This is a genomic window from Haliea salexigens DSM 19537 (assembly GCF_000423125.1).
GTDB classification, from domain to species: Bacteria; Pseudomonadota; Gammaproteobacteria; order Pseudomonadales; family Halieaceae; genus Haliea; species Haliea salexigens.
Window position 1 is genome coordinate 1 of the sequence record NZ_AUHJ01000021.1, and the last position, 18,367, is coordinate 18,367.

The 18,367-nt window shown below is 52.7% G+C and carries 17 protein-coding genes; 6 read left to right on the top strand and 11 right to left on the bottom strand.

The genetic code is table 11. The features are described from left to right. Window positions 1-301, top strand: a 301-nt coding sequence (locus G533_RS24105) for an integrase core domain-containing protein (protein ID WP_144079736.1), incomplete at its 5' end; no start/stop codon positions are given. A 3-nt stretch (window positions 302-304) separates the two neighbouring features. After that, a complete protein-coding gene (locus tag G533_RS0116825; protein ID WP_027950972.1) occupies window positions 305-628 on the top strand; it encodes a tyrosine-type recombinase/integrase in 324 nt (107 codons plus the stop codon). A gap of 103 nt (window positions 629-731) precedes the next feature. On the opposite strand, the gene G533_RS22500 is transcribed toward G533_RS0116825, so the two are convergent. From G533_RS22500 to G533_RS0116860, 7 genes are all read right to left on the bottom strand, one after another. Continuing rightward, on the bottom strand, window positions 732-1,355 hold the full coding sequence (locus G533_RS22500) for an SLATT domain-containing protein (RefSeq protein WP_051230549.1): 624 nt from the start codon (window positions 1,353-1,355) through the stop codon (window positions 732-734). A gap of 7 nt (window positions 1,356-1,362) precedes the next feature. Continuing rightward, window positions 1,363-2,661 (bottom strand): SMODS domain-containing nucleotidyltransferase, encoded by a 1,299-nt coding sequence (locus G533_RS0116835; RefSeq protein ID WP_027950973.1) that lies wholly within the window; start codon window positions 2,659-2,661, stop codon window positions 1,363-1,365. 68 nt (window positions 2,662-2,729) lie between these two features. Next, on the bottom strand, window positions 2,730-3,488 hold the full coding sequence (locus G533_RS0116840; protein WP_027950974.1) for a M48 family metallopeptidase: 759 nt from the start codon (window positions 3,486-3,488) through the stop codon (window positions 2,730-2,732). Next, window positions 3,481-6,768, bottom strand: coding sequence for a type I restriction endonuclease subunit R (locus G533_RS0116845; RefSeq protein ID WP_027950975.1), 3,288 nt, complete (start codon window positions 6,766-6,768; stop codon window positions 3,481-3,483). Before G533_RS0116845 ends, G533_RS0116840 begins: the two co-directional genes overlap by 8 nt. A gap of 33 nt (window positions 6,769-6,801) precedes the next feature. Next, window positions 6,802-8,007, bottom strand: coding sequence for a restriction endonuclease subunit S (locus tag G533_RS22505; protein WP_205622646.1), 1,206 nt, complete (start codon window positions 8,005-8,007; stop codon window positions 6,802-6,804). Continuing rightward, entirely contained in the window at window positions 8,004-9,581 is a 1,578-nt protein-coding gene (locus tag G533_RS0116855) for a type I restriction-modification system subunit M (RefSeq protein WP_027950977.1), read from the bottom strand. Before G533_RS0116855 ends, G533_RS22505 begins: the two co-directional genes overlap by 4 nt. A 24-nt stretch (window positions 9,582-9,605) precedes the next feature. Then, window positions 9,606-10,193: a restriction endonuclease subunit S gene (locus tag G533_RS0116860; RefSeq protein ID WP_027950978.1), complete on the bottom strand. Its 588-nt coding sequence runs from the start codon at window positions 10,191-10,193 to the stop codon at window positions 9,606-9,608. 173 nt (window positions 10,194-10,366) lie between these two features. Between G533_RS0116860 and G533_RS0116865 the strand changes: the two genes are divergently transcribed. After that, window positions 10,367-11,602, top strand: a complete 1,236-nt coding sequence (locus tag G533_RS0116865) for a Fic family protein (protein WP_027950979.1) — start codon at window positions 10,367-10,369, stop codon at window positions 11,600-11,602. 381 nt (window positions 11,603-11,983) lie between these two features. Here the strand turns inward: G533_RS0116865 and G533_RS0116870 are convergent, their stop codons facing one another. Beyond that, window positions 11,984-13,099 (bottom strand): hypothetical protein, encoded by a 1,116-nt coding sequence (locus G533_RS0116870; RefSeq protein ID WP_027950980.1) that lies wholly within the window; start codon window positions 13,097-13,099, stop codon window positions 11,984-11,986. Window positions 13,100-13,589: 490 nt separating this feature from the next. On the opposite strand from G533_RS0116870, the gene G533_RS0116875 reads away from it, so the two are divergent. The 3 genes from G533_RS0116875 to G533_RS25170 all read left to right on the top strand — a co-directional run bounded on the left by G533_RS0116875 (window position 13,590) and on the right by G533_RS25170 (window position 16,429). Then, a complete protein-coding gene (locus tag G533_RS0116875) occupies window positions 13,590-14,651 on the top strand; it encodes a type IV toxin-antitoxin system AbiEi family antitoxin (RefSeq protein ID WP_051230551.1) in 1,062 nt (353 codons plus the stop codon). Next, entirely contained in the window at window positions 14,593-15,447 is an 855-nt protein-coding gene (locus G533_RS22510) for a nucleotidyl transferase AbiEii/AbiGii toxin family protein (RefSeq protein WP_144079924.1), read from the top strand. The genes G533_RS0116875 and G533_RS22510 overlap by 59 nt, the downstream gene beginning before the upstream one ends. A 205-nt stretch (window positions 15,448-15,652) precedes the next feature. Beyond that, the gene (locus G533_RS25170; RefSeq protein WP_027950982.1) at window positions 15,653-16,429 is read left to right on the top strand and encodes a restriction endonuclease; all 777 of its coding nucleotides are present in this window, start codon (window positions 15,653-15,655) and stop codon (window positions 16,427-16,429) included. 135 nt (window positions 16,430-16,564) lie between these two features. Here G533_RS25170 and G533_RS24110 read toward each other — a convergent pair whose 3' ends face one another. The 3 genes from G533_RS24110 to G533_RS0116900 are packed head-to-tail and all read right to left on the bottom strand — an operon-like array spanning window position 16,565 to window position 18,352. Beyond that, entirely contained in the window at window positions 16,565-17,392 is an 828-nt protein-coding gene (locus tag G533_RS24110) for an ImmA/IrrE family metallo-endopeptidase (protein WP_084639079.1), read from the bottom strand. Beyond that, window positions 17,385-17,798, bottom strand: coding sequence for a hypothetical protein (locus tag G533_RS0116895; RefSeq protein ID WP_027950983.1), 414 nt, complete (start codon window positions 17,796-17,798; stop codon window positions 17,385-17,387). The genes G533_RS24110 and G533_RS0116895 overlap by 8 nt, the downstream gene beginning before the upstream one ends. Beyond that, complete coding sequence (locus G533_RS0116900; RefSeq protein ID WP_027950984.1) at window positions 17,795-18,352, bottom strand: hypothetical protein; 558 nt, start codon at window positions 18,350-18,352, stop codon at window positions 17,795-17,797. Before G533_RS0116900 ends, G533_RS0116895 begins: the two co-directional genes overlap by 4 nt. Window positions 18,353-18,367 lie beyond the last annotated feature (15 nt).

Below are 18,367 nucleotides of genomic sequence, written 5' to 3' on the forward strand. Positions count from 1 at the left end.
CTATCCCCGCAAGCCGTTCGAGAGTATCGAAGCAGCGCGCGCCTGGGTCTATGAGTTCGTTACCTGGTACAACAATGAGCATCGTCACAGTGCGATTAAATACGTGACGCCGGCACAGCGCCATGCTGGTCTCGATAGTGAGTTACTGCGGCAGAGGAAAGCAGTTTACGAAGCGGCGAAAGCCGCACATCCACAACGGTGGTCTGGCCCGACACGTGATTGGGAAAGGACCGACGAGGTCTGGCTGAACCCACCGAAAGAATTGTGCACTGAGAAACCATCATTGGCTAAGGCTGCATAATCAATGAACGCGACATCTTTGTTGACAAACACCGAGCATCCAGGCGCCAAGCCCACGGATCCCCTTTTCATCACCCAGAAAGATGTCCCCTACTCCCCAAATACCCTACAGGAACACATGGCGCTGATTTTGAGGGGCTGGGCCGGCATCGAAAAGGCCAGCTCTCACAGCGGCCGACGCTCCGTGATCACGGACATTATCCACAAGCAGAAGAAATCGTTGAAGGTGGCCCAGAAGGTCGCTGGTCACAAATCAGCCAGTACAACTGTTATCTACGATGAGCCCCCGGAAGAAGCCATCAGCGATGCGTTGAAGAATCTTTCGTAGTTGATGTCTGGCGGAAACCTGATAGATCAAACCCATGATCACTGGATAGCTTTACTGCCGCTAGTGCTGAGTGTGTGGCCCCATAACTAGTTCCATGCACAGCTTAGAGATCGCCAACAGGCGATATGCCAAGTGTGCAATCCCAGACGAAGGGGTTGAATATCCATAAACCCGCTATGCAAGCCAACATTATCAGGCAGATCCAGAATGAAAGAGGAACTTTGTCTCTGAAAAATTTGAAGCGCAACTCTTCTTCCAACCATCCAATTTGCAGTTCCCAGTAGAATTTGTAATGTGCATACCAATTACTAAAAAGAATCTGCTTACTAATGCAGTCTGAAAAAAACCGGCTCTCTATATCAAGCAGTTGCCTTTCACATTTAGAAATTTCTTCTCGGCCTTCCGCCCCTTTAAGAGTCAAGTACAACATCTTAAGCTCGTAGTAAAGTTTGGTAAGAGATGCGCCAGCTTCATTATATCGATGTTTGTCATGTGCATAGAAACCCACATATAAGCTAACTACACCTAAAACCACGAATGTGGCTGACGTAAACTGCGTGGCGAGATCTGTATATGCGAGCGAAAATATACCGAAAGCTATTGATGTAAACCCAATCCAACCTGGAATTTTTTCAATAATATCGTATGTGGCGAAGTGCTTTTTTGCACCGAAACCAACGTCATACCCACGTTCGGCAATTGCCTTAAGCAAATCAGATTTATTCATGGCTTTCTCACAAAATGGGGACTTTTATGCTATCTCTGGCCACCACTACCCCGCCCTTGAGGGCGTAGCATTCGACGAAATGGTTTCCTTGAAAATCTGCAGATTCTTTCCTCGAGTTATTGCCATTATTTGAGTGCTCAATTTGCCCTCGAATACAGTCTCGGCTCTTAGCCTCGACGCCTCGATTTAGTATTTTCCACCTCACTTCAAAGTCACCTTCGATATCGTGCTCTACAATATTGAAGATAAGCTTCCTGTTGTTACTAATGCCAAAACCCTTTTCGAGCATCAAAAGCAAGCTCCTTGGCAATCCCTGTCTTTGATGCACAGCACAGTCTATTTTCAGGCTATAGCGAACATCGACCGGGTAGAAATCCTCTATGAACTGCTCCGTATTACGCCATGCTTGCTCCGATAGGGCGGACCTATTTTCAGCATCGGAAGCCGGGAAGTTACGGCCATAGACCATTTTCCACTTATCATTCACAGAGTCGTCTTTCTCAGCCTCGATGGCTTTCAAACATAACTCATAAGCATCACTAGCTTTACTTTGAAACCGTTTTTTTACTTTTACATTCTGATTGCTACCAGGAGCTTTGTAGTGGTCTTGGTCAGGCTGGTCTGCCATATACTTGAAGAAATCCCTACTAAGCCAATCGAAGTAGAGAAAACTTTTATCATCGAATTCTACTGTTGAGTTCATAAAATTGTACGCTAGGGTGTCGATCAACAAACCGCCCATTACAACACCGTGTTTGTTCTTCCATGCCCTAGCCATTTTGCATAAAAGCCTCAAATTACGATTTTTGGCTTCATTCAGTTCTTTTATCGCCTGCATTTCCTGTCGCGGTTTAGTTATCTTCCAGCTTCCGCCATTATAAGAGTCTGGGTATTTAAAATAGCTATTGCCATCCTCGTCTGCTTCTTCAAAAACTGGCTGAACTTCTACATGAAAATTTGAGTAGGTAACTGTGACTACTAGACGATCAACACGGATGTCTGTTTTTGGGTACCTTACTTTAATTGCATCTTTTACATCAGTCAGAAGCTGTGACTGCTTTCCGTCTTTGTAATTTTCCCACTGCGCTTTTGGCATGATGTAGATCATGTCTAAATCAGATATACCTTTTATGCCCGTATACCGTCCATACGATCCAACTTGGATTGTGTTCGCCTCTTTAGACTCTGTATCTCTAAACTTTTTATTCAAGCTGGACGTGATCTCGCCATATCGGAGACTAATTTGTTCAGCGTTGTCGACTTTCAAGTTGTCCAGGAACATTTGGAACATATCTGAAACTGACATTGATATCCTTACCTTTCGATTCTGAAGCTGTTGTCCGTTAACAAAATTGCCGTCAGTTCAATCTTCTCTCAAGCGTTCAAGTACAACTCCGACATCCCATCCAGGTTAGCCTTCACCTTTTCCCAGTCCGGCATGGCTCGGTTCAGCAGCTGGTAGAACTGTACGCTGTGATTGTGTTCTTTCAGGTGACACAGCTCGTGAATAATGACGTAGTCGATACAGCGGGTAGGCGCTTTCACCAGCTGGGGATTCAGCGCAACGCGCCCATTGGGGGAGCAGCTACCCCACTGTGTTTTCATCGGACGGATGGACAGGGGCGGCACCTGCTTAATCCAGGGCAGTCGGTCAGTGACTAACTGTAGTCGACGGGATAGCACAATCTTCGCCCGGTTCTGATACCAGCTATCCAATGCGGCTTTTACTGTCTTTTTGTTCGGTGACGCGAGGTCGATGCAGATCCGTCCCCGCAGCAACTTCACCGGTTCCTGCTCGTCGCTCTGCTTCACTTTCAGGGTATAGCGTCGCCCCAGATAGAAGGCGGTCTCGCCGCTGACATATTCCCGCTCCAGGACATCGGCGTTGCGGGTTTCGATATCGCGCAGATGTTTACTGACCCACTGGGCGCGCTTCAGGAGTGCCTGCTTGGCCTCGGACAGGGTGGTCTCCGGCGGTGTTTCCACCTCTACCAGTCCGTTGGGATGGACGTGGATGCGCGCCTTGCGGACACCCGTGGCCGGCCGCTTTGTGCGCTGGCGCCAGAGGAACGCCAGGCGCCGTCCGCCATACTGCACGCTGTGCGTTGGTTCCAGAGTGGCGATATCAGTCATGATTCAGGCCCACGCGGACAATGTGCACGATCTGGTCGAGTAGCCCATTGGCTTTGTCCAAGCCAAAGCGCTGGAAGAGCGTGGGCAACAGGGCCTTGCGGATACCCTTGTCCACCCCAGTGGGATTCAGGGTATTCTGGGCTACGACTGTATGTACCGTCTCGTGGATCTGACGTGCCAGGCTGATCAGGGTCTCTGGCTCGGCGGCCATACCGGCATCCACAGCCTCGTCGCCGGCGATCAGCCGGAAGAGCCCGAAATACGCCTTGGCGTGGGGATTGTCTGCCAGCTCATCGGGAATGCCGGGTGTTTTGCGAGCCCTCACTGCCTCCTCGAACCCTTGGAACAGTGCGTACTGCTTGGTCGGGTGATCAAACAGAGCCTCGGCTTCCTCAATGGCTTTCTTCAGCAGTTCGGAAAATACCTTCTTGGCATAGGGGTCGTCCTCGAGGTCCTGTTCTATGGTTCTCCGGGTACGGGTACGAATAGTGTCCGCCTCGTTGCGGGTCTTTTCGTCGTCCCAGTCTTCCGGGTCCCCGCCCAGCCTGGAGACGTCGTAGGTACCCTCCCCTCGCGTGATTTCTACGCCCACCACATCGCGATCGACCAGTTTGCGGATCTGCTTCTCGTAGGCGCTGTAATCTACTGTTTCTTGGGCATCCTGCCGGGCGATTTTGCGCAGCTCTATAAACCACTTCAGGTCGCGCTTGTAGGTATTGACCATCTCTTCGGTGAAAGACTTGTCCTCGAAAAACGATCTTGAGGACCTGGCCACCTGCAGGCACATGCCGAACTCTGTGAGGGCAGCATAGAAGTTCTCGCGGATCTCCTGCCGGGTGTCGTACTCGACCCCGTCCGGATCAGTGTCGTATTTGGGCATCAGGACCTTGCGATAGGCTTCCACATCCTGGCGGTTCTTCACCTCACTGAAAAACGCCCAGACCCGCTTGTGCAGCTGCGGCAGTTGCTTGTATTCGGTCGCCACATTGGCATACAGGCCATCGATATCATCGATATCGAATCCTCCCTGGGTGTGCTCCTCCAGATTCCGGTAAGTCTCTATGGCTGTGTCCAGCTCCTTGAGGATGCCGCGATAGTCGATCAGCAGACCGAAGGCCTTTTCCTCGTGAAGTCGGTTCACCCGAGCGATTGCCTGGATCAAGTTATGGCCCTTGAGTGGCTTGTCGATATACAGCACCGCATTGCGTGGCTCGTCGAAGCCGGTAAGCAGCTTGTCCACCACGATCAGCAGGTCCGGATCTCCGTCCATCCCGAAATGCTCGATGGTCTCCCGCTCGTACTCACGGGGATCACCCGGCATGTTGTCCTTCCACCACTGCTGCACCTCGGGCAGTTCAGCTTCATCCACCTCACTGTGGCCCTCGCGGGTATCCGGTGCAGAAATCACGATACGCGATGAGACCAGCCCGGTTTCATCCAGGAAACGCTTGTAGCGGATGGCGGATAGTTTGCTGTCACAGGCCACCTGTCCCTTGAGGGGCTTATCCAGCTTCTTGAAGTTCTCGCTGAAATGCAGAGCGATGTCCCAGGCGAGCAGGCGAATGCGATTCTCAGCGCCGTAGACGGCGCCGCGCTTGGTGTACTTGCGCTTCAGGTCCGCCTTCTGATCATCAGTCAGGCCGCGGGTGATGGTCTCGAACCACTTGTCGATGGCCTGCTGATTCACGTCCAGCGCAGGACGGCGCTCCTCGTAGAGCAGCGGTGCCACGGTGCCGTCATCCACCGCTCGGCGCATAGTGTAGGCATGAACAATTGGGCCGAAGGTCTCCTCCGTCTCCCGCCGGTCTTTCCTCATCAGCGGCGTGCCGGTAAAGGCGATATAGGCGGCATTTGGCAGCGCCCTGCGCATGCGCTGGTGATTCTCACCACCGTGGCTGCGGTGACCTTCGTCCACCAGTACCAGGAGATTCTCACTGGGATTGTGGCAAGCCTTCATCTTGATGGCGGACAGGAATTTCTGCACCAGTGTGAAGATGACCCGTTGCTCACCATGGCCGATCTGGTTGGCCAGGTCCTTGCCGGAGCCCATGCGGGCCTGGCCAGCCTCTCCGCTACTTGCGGAGGTCAGGCCGAGAGCGCCCGACGCGGCGAAGGTTTGGGATAGCTGTTTCTCCAGATCCACCCGGTCAGTGACCACAATAACCCGGCACTGGCGAAGGGATTCGTGGAGCACCAGTAATTTACTCAGGAACACCATGGTGAAGGACTTGCCGGACCCTGTGGTATGCCAGATCACTCCGCCCTTTCGTGCCCCCTTGTCGTCCACGCCGGTAATCTGGCGCAACAGGGCCTCGATGCCGAAGAACTGCTGGTAACGGGCAATGATCTTGTCGTGCTTGTAATACAGGATGTAAAAGCGCAGAAGAGACAGCAGCCGCTGGGGGCTAAGGACGCCGATCAGCAGCTCATCCTGCTCGGTGGGCAACACCGGGTTGGCCCAGAGCTGCTCAAAATAATGCCGCACCTTGGTGGGCTTGTCGGCAAACAGCGCGTCGATTTGCCCAGGGCTCAATGGCCGGTTCTTGATGGCCTCGCGCTCGGTCTCGCTGATTACCTCCTCTTCCCACTTGGACCAGAATTTGCGCGGTGTCTTGGTGGTGCCATAACGCCCTTCAGTCTGGCTGACAGCCACCAACACCTGGGAGAAAGCGAACAGGTAGGGAATCTCCTGCACACCCTGGTTACGGATCATCTGGCTTACGCTTTCGTCGATCATGGACTTATTGGGATTCCCCGAGGCTGCCCGTTTGGCTTCGATGACTACCACCGGAATGCCATTCAGAAAACCCACCAGATCCGGACGGCGGTGGCCGGTGGCCGCGGCGTTCTGGACTTCCAATTCCTCGGTGACGATATAGCTGTTCTGTTCGATGTCCTGCCAGTTCACCAGTGGAACGGTAGTTGCGTGACGCTTCCCATCCGGCATGAACTCGTTGACGGTGATACCCAGGGTGATCATGTCGTGCACCGCCTCATTGGCGGGCATCAAACCCTCGGCCAGACCGGGTGACGCCAGTGTTGTAAGAATCTGCTGGATACCCTCGTTGGACAGCGGATAACTCTTGCCCTTGTACTCGAAGCGGTGCTGACGCAGAAATTCAATAAGCACCGGACGCAACAGTACCTCCCGGGTAGAGTTGTCGCGTAGCTTCAATACATCGGTCGATGAGCGATACTCCCATCCCAGGCGCACCAGCATCGCCAGCGCCGGAATATGAGAGGCGTAGAGTTCGCTGGTGTTAGGTGTGTATGTGTTCATGGACTTGGCTTCATTTCCTGGCTCGCAACCGCCTCAGGCGGTGATCGCTTCGGCCTCTTCTTCATTTTTTACGCGGCGCTTGCCGGTCAGGAGTTGTTGCATAAGGGCCTTCTTTTCGGACTTAAAATACACAAGTTCCTTTTTTAGGGCCTGGATAACTTTATCTTGTTCGGAAATCACGGTGGCTATCGCTTTCTGCTCTTCCAGTCTGGGAACAACGACTGTGATTTTGGCGAAGTGGTTGTACTTCAGATTCCAAGTATCAGAAACCAGCCCCTGTGAGTGTCGAAAAAACAAGTGGATTATCGGAGGCAGCTTGAAGAGATAAGCAGCGAACCTAGAATCTACCAATTTGCTCGGCTTTAGTACTGTGTAAGCAGGGCTAACGATCCCTTCAAGCCCTGACAGGGCTGAGACGCCCTGCCACATTCGCATTGTGTTGTAGGCAATATCCCCTGGACATACTTTTAAATACTTTGACTTGTCCTCGCTTGACGTGTCTTTTCGACCAACATCGTCACGATAGATAATTCCTTGGTCCTGTGTAACCGATAATAGTGGGTAGTCCGACAGGCCGCTTTCTTTCCTTTCCTTGAAGAGATCGCCAAGCTTTTCGGACTGCCACTCCCCTTCAAACCTCGGCAACCGCTTCTTCCCTATCAACAACTGCTGCATCAGTGCTTTTTTCTGCTGCTCACTGTTGGCCAGAAAATGCTCTGTGGTGGCGATGGCTTCATCCCAGGTGGAGAGGATTTTGGCGATTTTTCGTTGTTCAGTGATTGGAGGACACAGAACCTGGATTTTTCTAAGCTCTTCTAATGATATCTCCTTAAAAGTACTGCCTTTGCTAAGTGCATTAATGCGGGAAATGATTGGAAAAGTCTGTAACTGATAGTAGTGAAAATAGCTATTATGATCTTTTGAAACAGATATTCTTGCGGTACCCTGCGTCAAATTTGCTTCTGGCAAATCATCAGGAACTATAGCTAATTCACCTATATTCCCCCTAAGAGAAAATACAATATCTCCGGGATGGACCGAGGATCGGCGATATTTAAAGTGGATATCTTTACTTGTCTTTTGAAGTTTCTCCGGATCAATTTTGCCGCGAACATCGGAACTCTTAATATACGGCACCCCGTCAGTTATATGGGGTCCTGCTTGTACAATGCCGTACGATATTTTCTCCTTGACCACCTCGGATAGCATTTTTCTATCCCAACCGCCAGGCACGTTCACGTTTTACCTCCGACACCAGCCGCTCCCGGCTTCCTGCCTCCCGCGGCACTAGCACCTCCCTGTGTGTCGTAACCCAGCTCCTTAAGGTAGCCATCCATTTCCAGCTCCAGTGCTTCCAGCTTTGCCTTGAGTTGCACTCGTTCTTCACGTACTGCCAACAGGTCAATTTCTTCTTCTTCCTCGAAGGTATCCACATAGCGGGGGATATTCAGGTTGAAATCGTTTTCCTTGATTTCTTCCGGGCTGGCGACATGGGCATATTTGTCTACGTCTTGTCTTTGTTTGTAGGTGTCGACGATCTTCTTAAGATTGTCTTCCGACAGGGCGTTCTGGTTCTTGCCCGCCTGATATTCACGGCTGGCGTCGATGAACAATACGTTGTTGTCTTGCTTATCCTGCCGAAAAACCAAGATGGCGGCGGGGATGCCGGTGCCGTAGAAGAGTTTCTCCGGGAGGCCGACGACAGCGTCCAGCAGGTTTTCTTCGATCAGTTTCTGCCGGATCTTGCCTTCGGAGGAACCACGGAACAGCACGCCGTGGGGGACGACCACGCCCATGCGGCCGGTACCGGGTTTCAGGGTCTCGACCATGTGGGAAATGAACGCGTAATCCCCCTTGGTTTTCGGGGGAATGCCGCGGCGGAAGCGCCCATGAGGATCATCACCGGCGCCGTCGTGGCCCCACTTGTCCAGGGAGAACGGCGGGTTGGCCGCTACGATGTCGAACAGCTTAAGCCTGCCGTCCTTGTCCAGCAGCTTGGGATTGCGAATGGTGTCGCCCCACTCGATACGGTGGTTATCCACGCCATGCAGGAACATGTTCATCTTGGACAAAGCCCAGGTGCTGCCGATGGCTTCCTGACCGTAGAGCGCAAAGCGCTTGGAACCGTCAAAAGCGTTCTTGATCAGGTTGGCGCATTTCAGCAGCAGTGAACCGGAGCCACAGGCGGGGTCACAGATCTCATCGCCCTCCTTCGGCGTCAGCAGCTCGGCAATGAGTTCGGAGACTTCCGGCGGGGTATAGAATTCCCCGGCTTTCTTGCCGGAGCTGGCAGCGAATTGTTTGATCAGAAATTCGTAGGCGTTACCGATAATATCCAGGCGACCGATACGGCTAGGACGCAGGTTGAGTTCGGTTTTATGGAAATCCTCCAGGAGGGACTTGAGGATCTCATTCTTTTGCTTCTCATCACCCAGCTTGTTGGAGTTGAAACTGATGTCCTGAAACACGTCGCTGAGCTTCTGGATGTTGGTTTCTTCTATAGCATGCAGGGCCTTGTCGATACGCTCGCCATTACCCGGTTCATGCCGGTGTTCATACAGGGCGTAGAAGTTGGCATCCGGTGGCAGGACGAAGCGCTCGTTTTTCATCAGCTCCCGGATCAGTTCGGGGTGATCGCCGTGCTCGGTCTGGTACTGCTCCCAGTGGTCCTGCCAGACGTCGGACAGGTACTTTACGAACAGCATGGTCAGGACGTAGTCCTTGTAAATGCTGGGGTCCACCGTGCCGCGGAAGGTATCGCAAGCCCGCCAGACGGCCTGGTTGATTTCTCGTTGGTTCACACTGTCGTTCATCTGAGTTCCTATATTTCCTTGAACCTATTGAATCAGTCCGCGCGCGACCAGCGTTAACTGCTGTTCACGGTTACGGATCAGTTGTTCTGTGAGCTGTTTCTCGCGCCGCGCGGTGTCCACAAGGTTCACGATTAACTGTTGCCGCTGCAGATCCGGTATGGGGAGTGGCAGGGCTTCGAGGATCTGGCGGCGGATGCTGGTGACGACGCTGCCCTCTGCCGATTGCTCAAAGTAACGCTGTGCAGGGCCTTCATTGAGGTACCAGGCCAGGTACGCCGGCAATACGAGATCCCCCCTTACCCGCAACAGATAGAACTGCGGCGCGCACACGGCTCGGGCCGGCACCTGATCTAGATGAACAGCCACGTTTCGGTTGCCTCGTGCAATGAAAAGCACATCGCCGCTCCGCAGCCAGTCTGGAGACTTACGGCCGGCTGGAGTGGTGCTGACCAGTGCCCCCCAGTCGACTCCCTGCTCAGGATCAGCGTTCTTGATCTGGACCACCGCCAACTCCCCGCCGGGAACCGATTTGATCGCGCCACGGAACGGGTAGCCAGGGCGAGCCTCCGCTACATCGCCAAGCTGAGCCATTGTTACTGCATCATTCGACATGCTGCATATTCAAGACCAGCAAACGACGCATGTCAAGCGCTCTAAATGCATCATTACATATGCTGCAGTTTTCTTCATTGAAGCTTCATGGCTTGAGGTGGACATCAAACCGGACATTTTAGTGCTACACTCCGTCCAATGAAGCTCCCTAACATTCTGTTATTCATGAAAATATGAGCAGTGAAGAACCGGACATAAAAGCGGACATCGAACCGGCGGAGGACCGTGGCGAGGATATCGCGGCGATGGAGCCGCTGCTGCTCAGTGATAATGTCCCTCGACGAGAAGCCCTGACGGAGCTTGCCATGGAGCTGGCCGCGAAATCCGCCGGATTCAGCCGTAGCCTGCCAGACGGGGTGGTCAGCGCCCTGGCCGAACTGGTCCGTTCCATGAACTGTTATTACTCCAACCTGATTGAGGGGCATGACACCCATCCGATCGACATCGAGCGCGCCCTGCAGAATGATTACAGCGACGAACCGCGCAGACGTGATCTCCAGCTTGAGGCGCGTGCCCACGTCGCCGTCCAGCAATGGATTGATGAGGGTGGATTGTCCGGTCGTGCCACCACGCTTGACGGCATCTGCGAGATACATCGACGGTTTGGCGGCGAGCTCCCGGGTGAACTGCTCTGGGTCGAGGATCCCGAGAGCGGCGAGCGGGCTCGTATGACACCCGGTGAACTTCGTGATCGAGACGTGATCGTCGGCGCCCATGTGCCCGTCAGCCCGGGCGCCCTGCCCCGCTTTCTCCGTCGTTTCGAGCAGGTCTATGGTCGACTCGGCAAGGCACAGACAACGATCTCCGCTGCAGCTGCCCATCACCGCCTCCTCTGGATACACCCCTTTCTGGATGGTAATGGCCGTGTCGCCCGCCTCATGTCCTACGCCATGTTAAGAGAAGCGCTCGACACCGGCGGTATCTGGTCCATCGCCCGTGGTCTGGCCCGGCAGGAGGCACGCTATAAACAGCACTTGATTTCCTGCGACCAACCTCGTCGTGGTGACCTTGATGGCCGCGGCAGTCGCAGTGAGGCGGCACTTGCAGAATTCACCGAGTTTTTTCTGCAGACCTGTATTGATCAGGTGGACTTCATGGAGCAACTCGTCCAGCCCAACAAACTGCGCGAACGCATTCGACTCTGGGTCGAGGAAGAAATCCGTACAGATAGTCTACCGCCAAAAGCCGGCCACATACTGGAAGCCGTCCTCTATCGCGGAGAGCTTCCTCGCGGTGACGTTCCCAACATTGTCGGGACTGGCGATCGCCAAGCCAGGCGCATTGTTTCAGCGCTCCTGCAAAAGGGTGTATTGCAATCAGCCAGTCCCAGAGCGCCTCTGCAGATTGCCTTCCCGGCACGACTGGCCGGACGCTGGATGCCAGGGCTGTTCCCTGAAGCGGCCAGTTGACTACCATCTATATCCTCCGAAAAAGCGGCAGGCTGCGGGAACATACCCTTCTTACAACAAGCTGGCATTACAATTCGGGCGATGGAGGTGTAGGCTAGGTGTCCTTTAGGACGCCTAGCCTACACCTCCGGCCCCTCTATATTTTCCGGCCCTGCAGGCAATCCGCACGCAGACCGTTTTGGATTTTCAGTAGACGTCGCTACTCCCCTGACATGTCAGCCCGATTCTTCGTGTTCCGCCTCGAGTTCTTGGGAAATTTCCTGGTGCGCCGTTACTTTTGGCACTCTCCCGGATACAGCATTTCCATCAGGATACCCTCCCCTTCTTTCATCTCCAGCGTCTCGCACACCGTTTCAAAATGCTCATGCTGGAAATTGGATGTCAGAAAGTCTTTGTAGGAGGCGACTTCTGCCCGCACCCGCTGACTGGCCCAGTGGCCCAGTGGCCCGAATCATCCTGCCTGTCAATGAACTCCACCATCTGTTCAAGACGGTGAATAGTGCTCAATACATCGCCCAACTCATTAATATGGTTGCGCAGGGATTTCGCATTTTTCTTCCGCTGCCGGATGCGTGCCTGTCGTTCGGCTTCTTTCTCTTGACGACGTTCTTCTTCCTCAATAAGCAGGCGTTTCTCCTTGGCTTCCACCGCCGCTGCCTGCAACCACACGAAAATATCCAGAGCGCGCTCTTCTAGAGTAGTGGCTTTGGTATCCCGCCAGCGTCGCTCGTTCTTGGAAAGATCCAGACGCCAGTCAGACTGATTATCACTGATATGGAAGATCAATCGCCCAGAGGGATAGTAGTCCCAGGTTCGATAGGACTTTCTATCACTGTTGCCCGACCACCTCAGCCGGCGCGCCTCGTACTCCAGCTCTTCCTTGGTCGGCGTATGGGGTTTCTGATCTCGGGTTTCATACAGCGTGAACTCGAAAATCTCCTCGCCCACTTTCCAGAAGCAGTTGCTCTTCTCAAGATACAGCTCATGGCCCAGTTTGCTTGCAAGAGCGGCCATTGACTGAAGAAGGCGGAAGGCCCGGGCTTTGCTGGAATCACTCAAACAGGTCTTTTTCCAGTAAGAGTCGCCCAGGTCCCGAAACCCGCACTGATCTTTCTCAGTTTCCTCCAGCAAAGTACGCAGAGCATCCACAAAAGGATGGAGGGTGCGTGGCAAGCGCTCGACCAACCTGAAATCGGCGGCAATTTGTTCGCGGTAGCTAAGCGCCTGCGATTCGATGGCCGTCACCGCTGGGGAGCGTGTCTTCACCGGCCTGGGCTGGATATTCACAAGGGCATCAGCGGGCTCCAGACTGGTACGCAATCTGGGTTTTGACACTTTCTTGCCGCTCTTGAGCTTTGCCCAGTAACCCCTGGAGGGCGTAGGAATGTGATGTTTCCGGCAGTGATTCTTCACTGCAACGTCAGAAACTCCGAGAGACTCCGCTACCCGGGTCACCGGCTGTGACCACACCAGGTCAAACAATTCCTGTCGTGTCATTCGTATACTCCGTCGGACTTTCGCTCTACAAGCCACTGCAACTTACACATTGGCATCCGTGTTTTGTGGTATTTCCGCTGCACCATTAGATTGGTGAGTTTATATGTAGTCAGGCTACGCAAATCGCGACATTCTTGATGAGCGGAGCGGATACAGTTGTGACAGGCTCTTTTTATGGGATGACAAACGTCCTCCTGTATGGGGGCAGACTAGCTGCTTCTGTCGACTTTCCGCCTTATCCAGATTGAGAGGGCGCGATTGATCAGTGACCAATGCCCTATAAGTGACTTTGCAGTTGTACACTCCAGGGAGCCGCACACATATAGTGTACGCCTTCATTTTGTGTACATTATCCGGGCGAGTATCTATGGCATCCGGTAACCTTATGTATTTATTAGATAAATATACAGACAAGGGGTAGGTGTACACCACTAGACACCGCACACTATTATTGTACAATTGCATTTAGTGTACGAGGCTGGCGCAGAAGATGGAGAATCAGATTCTTGAGAGGGCGATCACTGCACTCACCGCAGAGGTCCCTCTACAGGTCGCAATCAGAGACCGTGAGGTTGCTATTGGGAGATATCGCGCGGATGCGCTTATCGAACTTGGCGATGATGCCGTGCCCTATGTGGTTGAAATAAAGCCCCGAGCCGCTCAGGCGAACCTGGGTGCGCTTGTCGAACAATTGCGCCTCATACAAGAGCACCACGGCGTAGATAGGGGCATGCTCGTCACCGACTATGTAAACCCGAACCTTGCCGCGCGACTGAAAAAGCTGGAGCTCCAGTTTATCGATACCGCGGGTAATGCCTACATCAACGCACCCAGAAATTTCATCTATGTCCGGGGAAATAAGCTGCTTCAGGAATTCACAGCGACGGAGACAAATCGGGCTTTTGAGCCTACCGGCCTGAAAGTTGTATATGCATTCCTGAAAAATCCGGAGCTGGTGAACCGGCCCTATCGCCATATCGCGGAGGTCACCGGCGTCGCCAACGGCACCATCGGGTGGGTGATGAATGGCCTGAAAGAAGCGGGATATTTAAGGGATCTTGGCCGGGACAAGGGAAAACGCCTGATCGACCTCGAAGGCCTGTTTCGACGCTGGGTCGATGCCTATCCCCTGAAGTTACAGAAAAAGCTGAACCTGGGCACGTGGACCGCCGGAAATCCCATTTGGTGGGTCGATGTTGTGATAGAAGAATTTGGTGCAGTTTGGGGTGGAGAGCTCGCCGCAGACAAACTGACCCATTACATCAAGCCGAAGGACGTGACTGTCTACCTCCCGAAAAAGCGCTTAAACGAGTTTGTAAATGGTGCACGCTTGCGAAGAACGGGAAAAGATCAGCGCACCGAGGAAGGTGTTGTCAGAATATTCGACATGTTCTGGACGCCAGATAACCAATGGACAGAAACCACTGACCCCATACTCACCTACGCGGACTTAACAAGCACCGGTGATCCGCGCAACCTGGAGACAGCGAAGCTTGTTTACGAAAAGTACATCGATAGATATCTCCGGGGAACTGCACCCGGGCGAGATTGAGCTTTATCGCGCTATCGATAAGGCTGCCTCCCAGCTAAACATCCCTTATCTCATTGTCGGAGCCATGGCCAGAGACATTGTGATGGCGTATGGCTTCGGTGCTGCGATTGAGCGCGCTACCCGGGATATTGACTTTGGCATCCAGGTGGCTTCCTGGCCAGACTTTGACCGACTGCGAAAGCTGCTTCTTGATCAAGGCTTCTCCCCGTCCAAAGAGCCACAACGCCTGGTCAGCCCCGAGGATTGGGACCTGGATATTGGATATATCGATCTGGTTCCCTTCGGCGCGTTGAGTGAGACCGGCGATCGAATTGCCTGGCCTCCAAAAGGTGATATCAAAATGAGCGTGTTGGGCTTTGTTGAGGCACTTGATAACGCGACCCAGGTAAGGATCGACGCCAATCCCGAGCTGATCGTGCCAGTGGCATCCCCGCCGGGAATGGCACTTCTTAAATTGGTCGCATGGGGAGACCGGGACATTGCCGAGCGCCCAAAGGATGCGCAAGACCTACTCTACCTCATGAGTACATACCTCAAAATCGATGCAATAGTGAACGAGGCCTATGAGTCCGGGGCCATGGACCGGTTTGACCACGAATTTGATCCGGTGGGAGCTTACCTGTTGTCTCTCCATGCAAAACACATCGCTGCGCCTGCCACGGCTCATCGTATTGCGGAAATTCTGCAAGATGAGGAAAGCTCTGAAGCTTTATTGTTAGACATGGCCAGAGGGCGCGATGCAGATTTAGTGGGCGCGCAACTGGATGCGTTCAGGCAGGGATTCTGCTCGCTGTGATGAACACTATCGACCTTAGCGACCGCAATCGGCGGCACGTAGGTACCGACGACCGGGAGTGCAGGATAAATCCACCGGGCAATTTCGCAAGTGCCTGCCCCACGTCATATGGCTGTGACCAGCCTCCCAAATTTCACGCTGTCGAGTACTGCTATTGCGACTGATCGCTAAAATTGTAGGCTGAGATGCTGGAAAGGAAATCCTGATGGGACGCAAGAAGCAGTCAGTACTCGATGATCTAATGATCGCGCCATGGTGGGTAAGCCCCATGGTGGCGGCCGCTGCCTATATTGGACTCAAGTATCTGGTCCCCATCTTCATCCCGGATAACCCGTTTTTCGTGGGCATGAAGACTGCTGGCCCCACCGTTGCGCCCTACGTGGCAATCCTGTTCCTGGTCCCCATGCCCTTCGCGTACCTGAATGGTCGCCGCAGACGAAGGCTGGTAGACACGCACAGACGACTCAGTGATATCCGCGGTTTGTCCTGGCGCGAGTTTGAAGAATACGTTGCTGAAATCTACCGTCGCCGCGGATACACAGTAAAGGAGAATCTGGCCGACGGCCCCGACGGTGGGGTCGATATTCGCCTTGAGCGAGACGGCAAGCCCCACATCGTCCAGTGCAAGCAATGGAAGTCCAATAAAGTCGGCGTCACCGTCGTACGTGAGCTCTACGGTGTCATGGTCAGCGAGGGAGCGCTGAGTGCCTCGGTCGTCACGACTGGCATGTTTACCGAAGAGGCGCGTCATTTTGCTGCCGACAAGGCCATTGATCTGATCGATGGTGCTCAGTTGGAAGGCCTAATAGGACAGCCCGCGACCAAGCATGCCCAACCGACACAAGCCGACGCAACCGTCCTCGACTGCCCCCGCTGCGGCTCTGCCCTTGTGAGGCGTAGGGCGCGACGCGGCAAGATGGCCGGCAAGGAATTCTGGGGATGCTCTTCATTTCCAAAATGCCGGCACACCCAGAATGAATAAATCGAGGAGCCTCCGCTCACATATGCAATATAATCTGGATACCACGACTTACTGCACTTAGATTCTCACTCCTGAACCTGCTTTTCAGTCAAAATATAGGAATAGTGGCGAAACGCGCCAATGCTCCGAATTGGCTCAACGGAACGTTGGCTCGACGATATCCACTTTCTCCTCTTCTTCGATTTGGTCAACAATTTGACTCTCATCAGCCCACCAAAGGAAAACCATAAAAGAATCTCTACTGATGGGCCAAATTACTTCCATGACCTCGTATTTTTCTGCTCCCAATGCGTCAATCCAAATGTCTGAATCAACCTCGTGTGCTTCATATTTCTCATTATTAGATAGTATTCTACAAAAGCCAGGAGACTCATGACTAATGACTCTCACGGGGTAGAAATACTGGGGAACCTGCTTGGACTTATGGTACCAACGTCGTCCATTCGGTCCATAACATGCAAGTATTACTGGATAATCACAAGAGTTAACAAATCGAATTGCAGCAGCTGTCAAGCTAACACCAAACGCCTCTTTGATCGACTGAATAACATCAAATGAAATATCGGCTCCTCGGATAAAACGAGCGAACAGATACTCTGGCATAAGTAACTCTGATGCATATTCGTTCGCAATTTTTTCGCGACCAAGTAGATTTCTACTATTAGACGTACGATTCGCAGTTATCAGCTCCTTCTTGCAAAGGTTCCCCACCGTCCCTCTATGCTTTATCCAGTGTCCTAACTCATGACCAATGGAGAATCGCCTGCGTTCAGTCATCGATGCCGAGTTGACACTAATAACAGCTCGATCGCCATATCCAATGATGCGAGCCTCACACCCACGTAAAGGTCTAACCTTGACCATCGCTCCCTTATAGTAAGCTATAGCTTCTATGTCTATTTCACTGGCTGCGCTGATTGACAGTTCATCTCGATAGAGACTTTCAATGTATCGCCTACTCATCGCCTATATCAAAACCAAGCTCACGAAGATCTTCGATAATTGATTCAATTTCACTATCTGGTATGTCTTCACCTTCTCGAAATGCCAAAGTAAATTCGTTTGGCAGGCGACCGCTCGCCATCAAGCTGATTATGAATGCTTTAGCGTCCTCAATTTTCGACCTACGAGTACTATCGTCCTCTCTCTCACGTAAAGCATCTAGTTCCTGCCTAGCGAGCTGTAGCCTGTTCACTTTACGAGCTGATAGAACGCTATCGACCAGTGATCTGGTGGACTTGAAGTCATCTGTAGTCCTTAGATCCTCGCACTGATACCGGATCTTTAACTCCTCCGAGGACAACCCCAGAACCTCCTCTTGAATGAGGTCGAGAAGGCCGTTCTCAAAATCCCTAGTTCTATTAATCATATCTGGCCTTTCTCCTGCATTTGTACCAACTTTCTAAATATGCGCTTTCGAGCGGCGCCATACTCCTTCTCTGACATCCTGGTTCTCGCCAATGTCTCTCGTCGTTTCTCGCCATCGAAAAGCCCTTGAATTAACACAGTGGCATGATCATCTTCCTCGAAGGCCTTAAATATTATAGATATCGACTGTTCTGACTCTAGGATAGCGCTCGCGTCGGGATAGATCGTCTCAAATACATTTTCAGTCTGGCTTTCCACATCCTCCGCGAATATCTCGGCTTTGACCTGTTTTGTGCGCCGCTGATCGGTAGCAATGCTCCTCATCGTTCCAATTAAATGCTCTAGAATTCCGAGATCCTTGTTCCAGCGTCGGGCTCCTTCTAATGTGCGTGTCAATGCCTCACTAATCAGCTCATCTTCCGTTAATTCGAGCGACTTGAAGACCAACCTGGATCTTGCAAACAGTCTAAGCTTAATTAGATCTTCTGGCTCTAGACCGGAAATCGCACTTTCGGCATCTACTAGAGAATAAAAATTATCCCCTGTATCCGTCATAGACATCCCCTCCTT

What these genes read in the sequence shown, in the direction of transcription:
- G533_RS24110 (WP_084639079.1), bottom strand. Translation starts at nt 17,392, where the DNA reads ATGAGTAGGCGATACATTGAAAGTCTCTATCGAGATGAACTGTCAATC.
- G533_RS0116875 (WP_051230551.1), top strand. Translation starts at nt 13,590, where the DNA reads ATGGAGAATCAGATTCTTGAGAGGGCGATCACTGCACTCACCGCAGAG.
- G533_RS0116845 (WP_027950975.1), bottom strand. Translation starts at nt 6,768, where the DNA reads ATGAACACATACACACCTAACACCAGCGAACTCTACGCCTCTCATATT.
- G533_RS0116825 (WP_027950972.1), top strand. Translation starts at nt 305, where the DNA reads ATGAACGCGACATCTTTGTTGACAAACACCGAGCATCCAGGCGCCAAG.
- G533_RS0116840 (WP_027950974.1), bottom strand. Translation starts at nt 3,488, where the DNA reads ATGACTGATATCGCCACTCTGGAACCAACGCACAGCGTGCAGTATGGC.
- G533_RS0116895 (WP_027950983.1), bottom strand. Translation starts at nt 17,798, where the DNA reads ATGATTAATAGAACTAGGGATTTTGAGAACGGCCTTCTCGACCTCATT.
- G533_RS0116865 (WP_027950979.1), top strand. Translation starts at nt 10,367, where the DNA reads ATGAGCAGTGAAGAACCGGACATAAAAGCGGACATCGAACCGGCGGAG.
- G533_RS22500 (WP_051230549.1), bottom strand. Translation starts at nt 1,355, where the DNA reads ATGAATAAATCTGATTTGCTTAAGGCAATTGCCGAACGTGGGTATGAC.
- G533_RS0116855 (WP_027950977.1), bottom strand. Translation starts at nt 9,581, where the DNA reads ATGAACGACAGTGTGAACCAACGAGAAATCAACCAGGCCGTCTGGCGG.
- G533_RS0116860 (WP_027950978.1), bottom strand. Translation starts at nt 10,193, where the DNA reads ATGTCGAATGATGCAGTAACAATGGCTCAGCTTGGCGATGTAGCGGAG.
- G533_RS0116870 (WP_027950980.1), bottom strand. Translation starts at nt 13,099, where the DNA reads ATGACACGACAGGAATTGTTTGACCTGGTGTGGTCACAGCCGGTGACC.
- G533_RS0116835 (WP_027950973.1), bottom strand. Translation starts at nt 2,661, where the DNA reads ATGTCAGTTTCAGATATGTTCCAAATGTTCCTGGACAACTTGAAAGTC.
- G533_RS0116900 (WP_027950984.1), bottom strand. Translation starts at nt 18,352, where the DNA reads ATGACGGATACAGGGGATAATTTTTATTCTCTAGTAGATGCCGAAAGT.
- G533_RS25170 (WP_027950982.1), top strand. Translation starts at nt 15,653, where the DNA reads ATGGGACGCAAGAAGCAGTCAGTACTCGATGATCTAATGATCGCGCCA.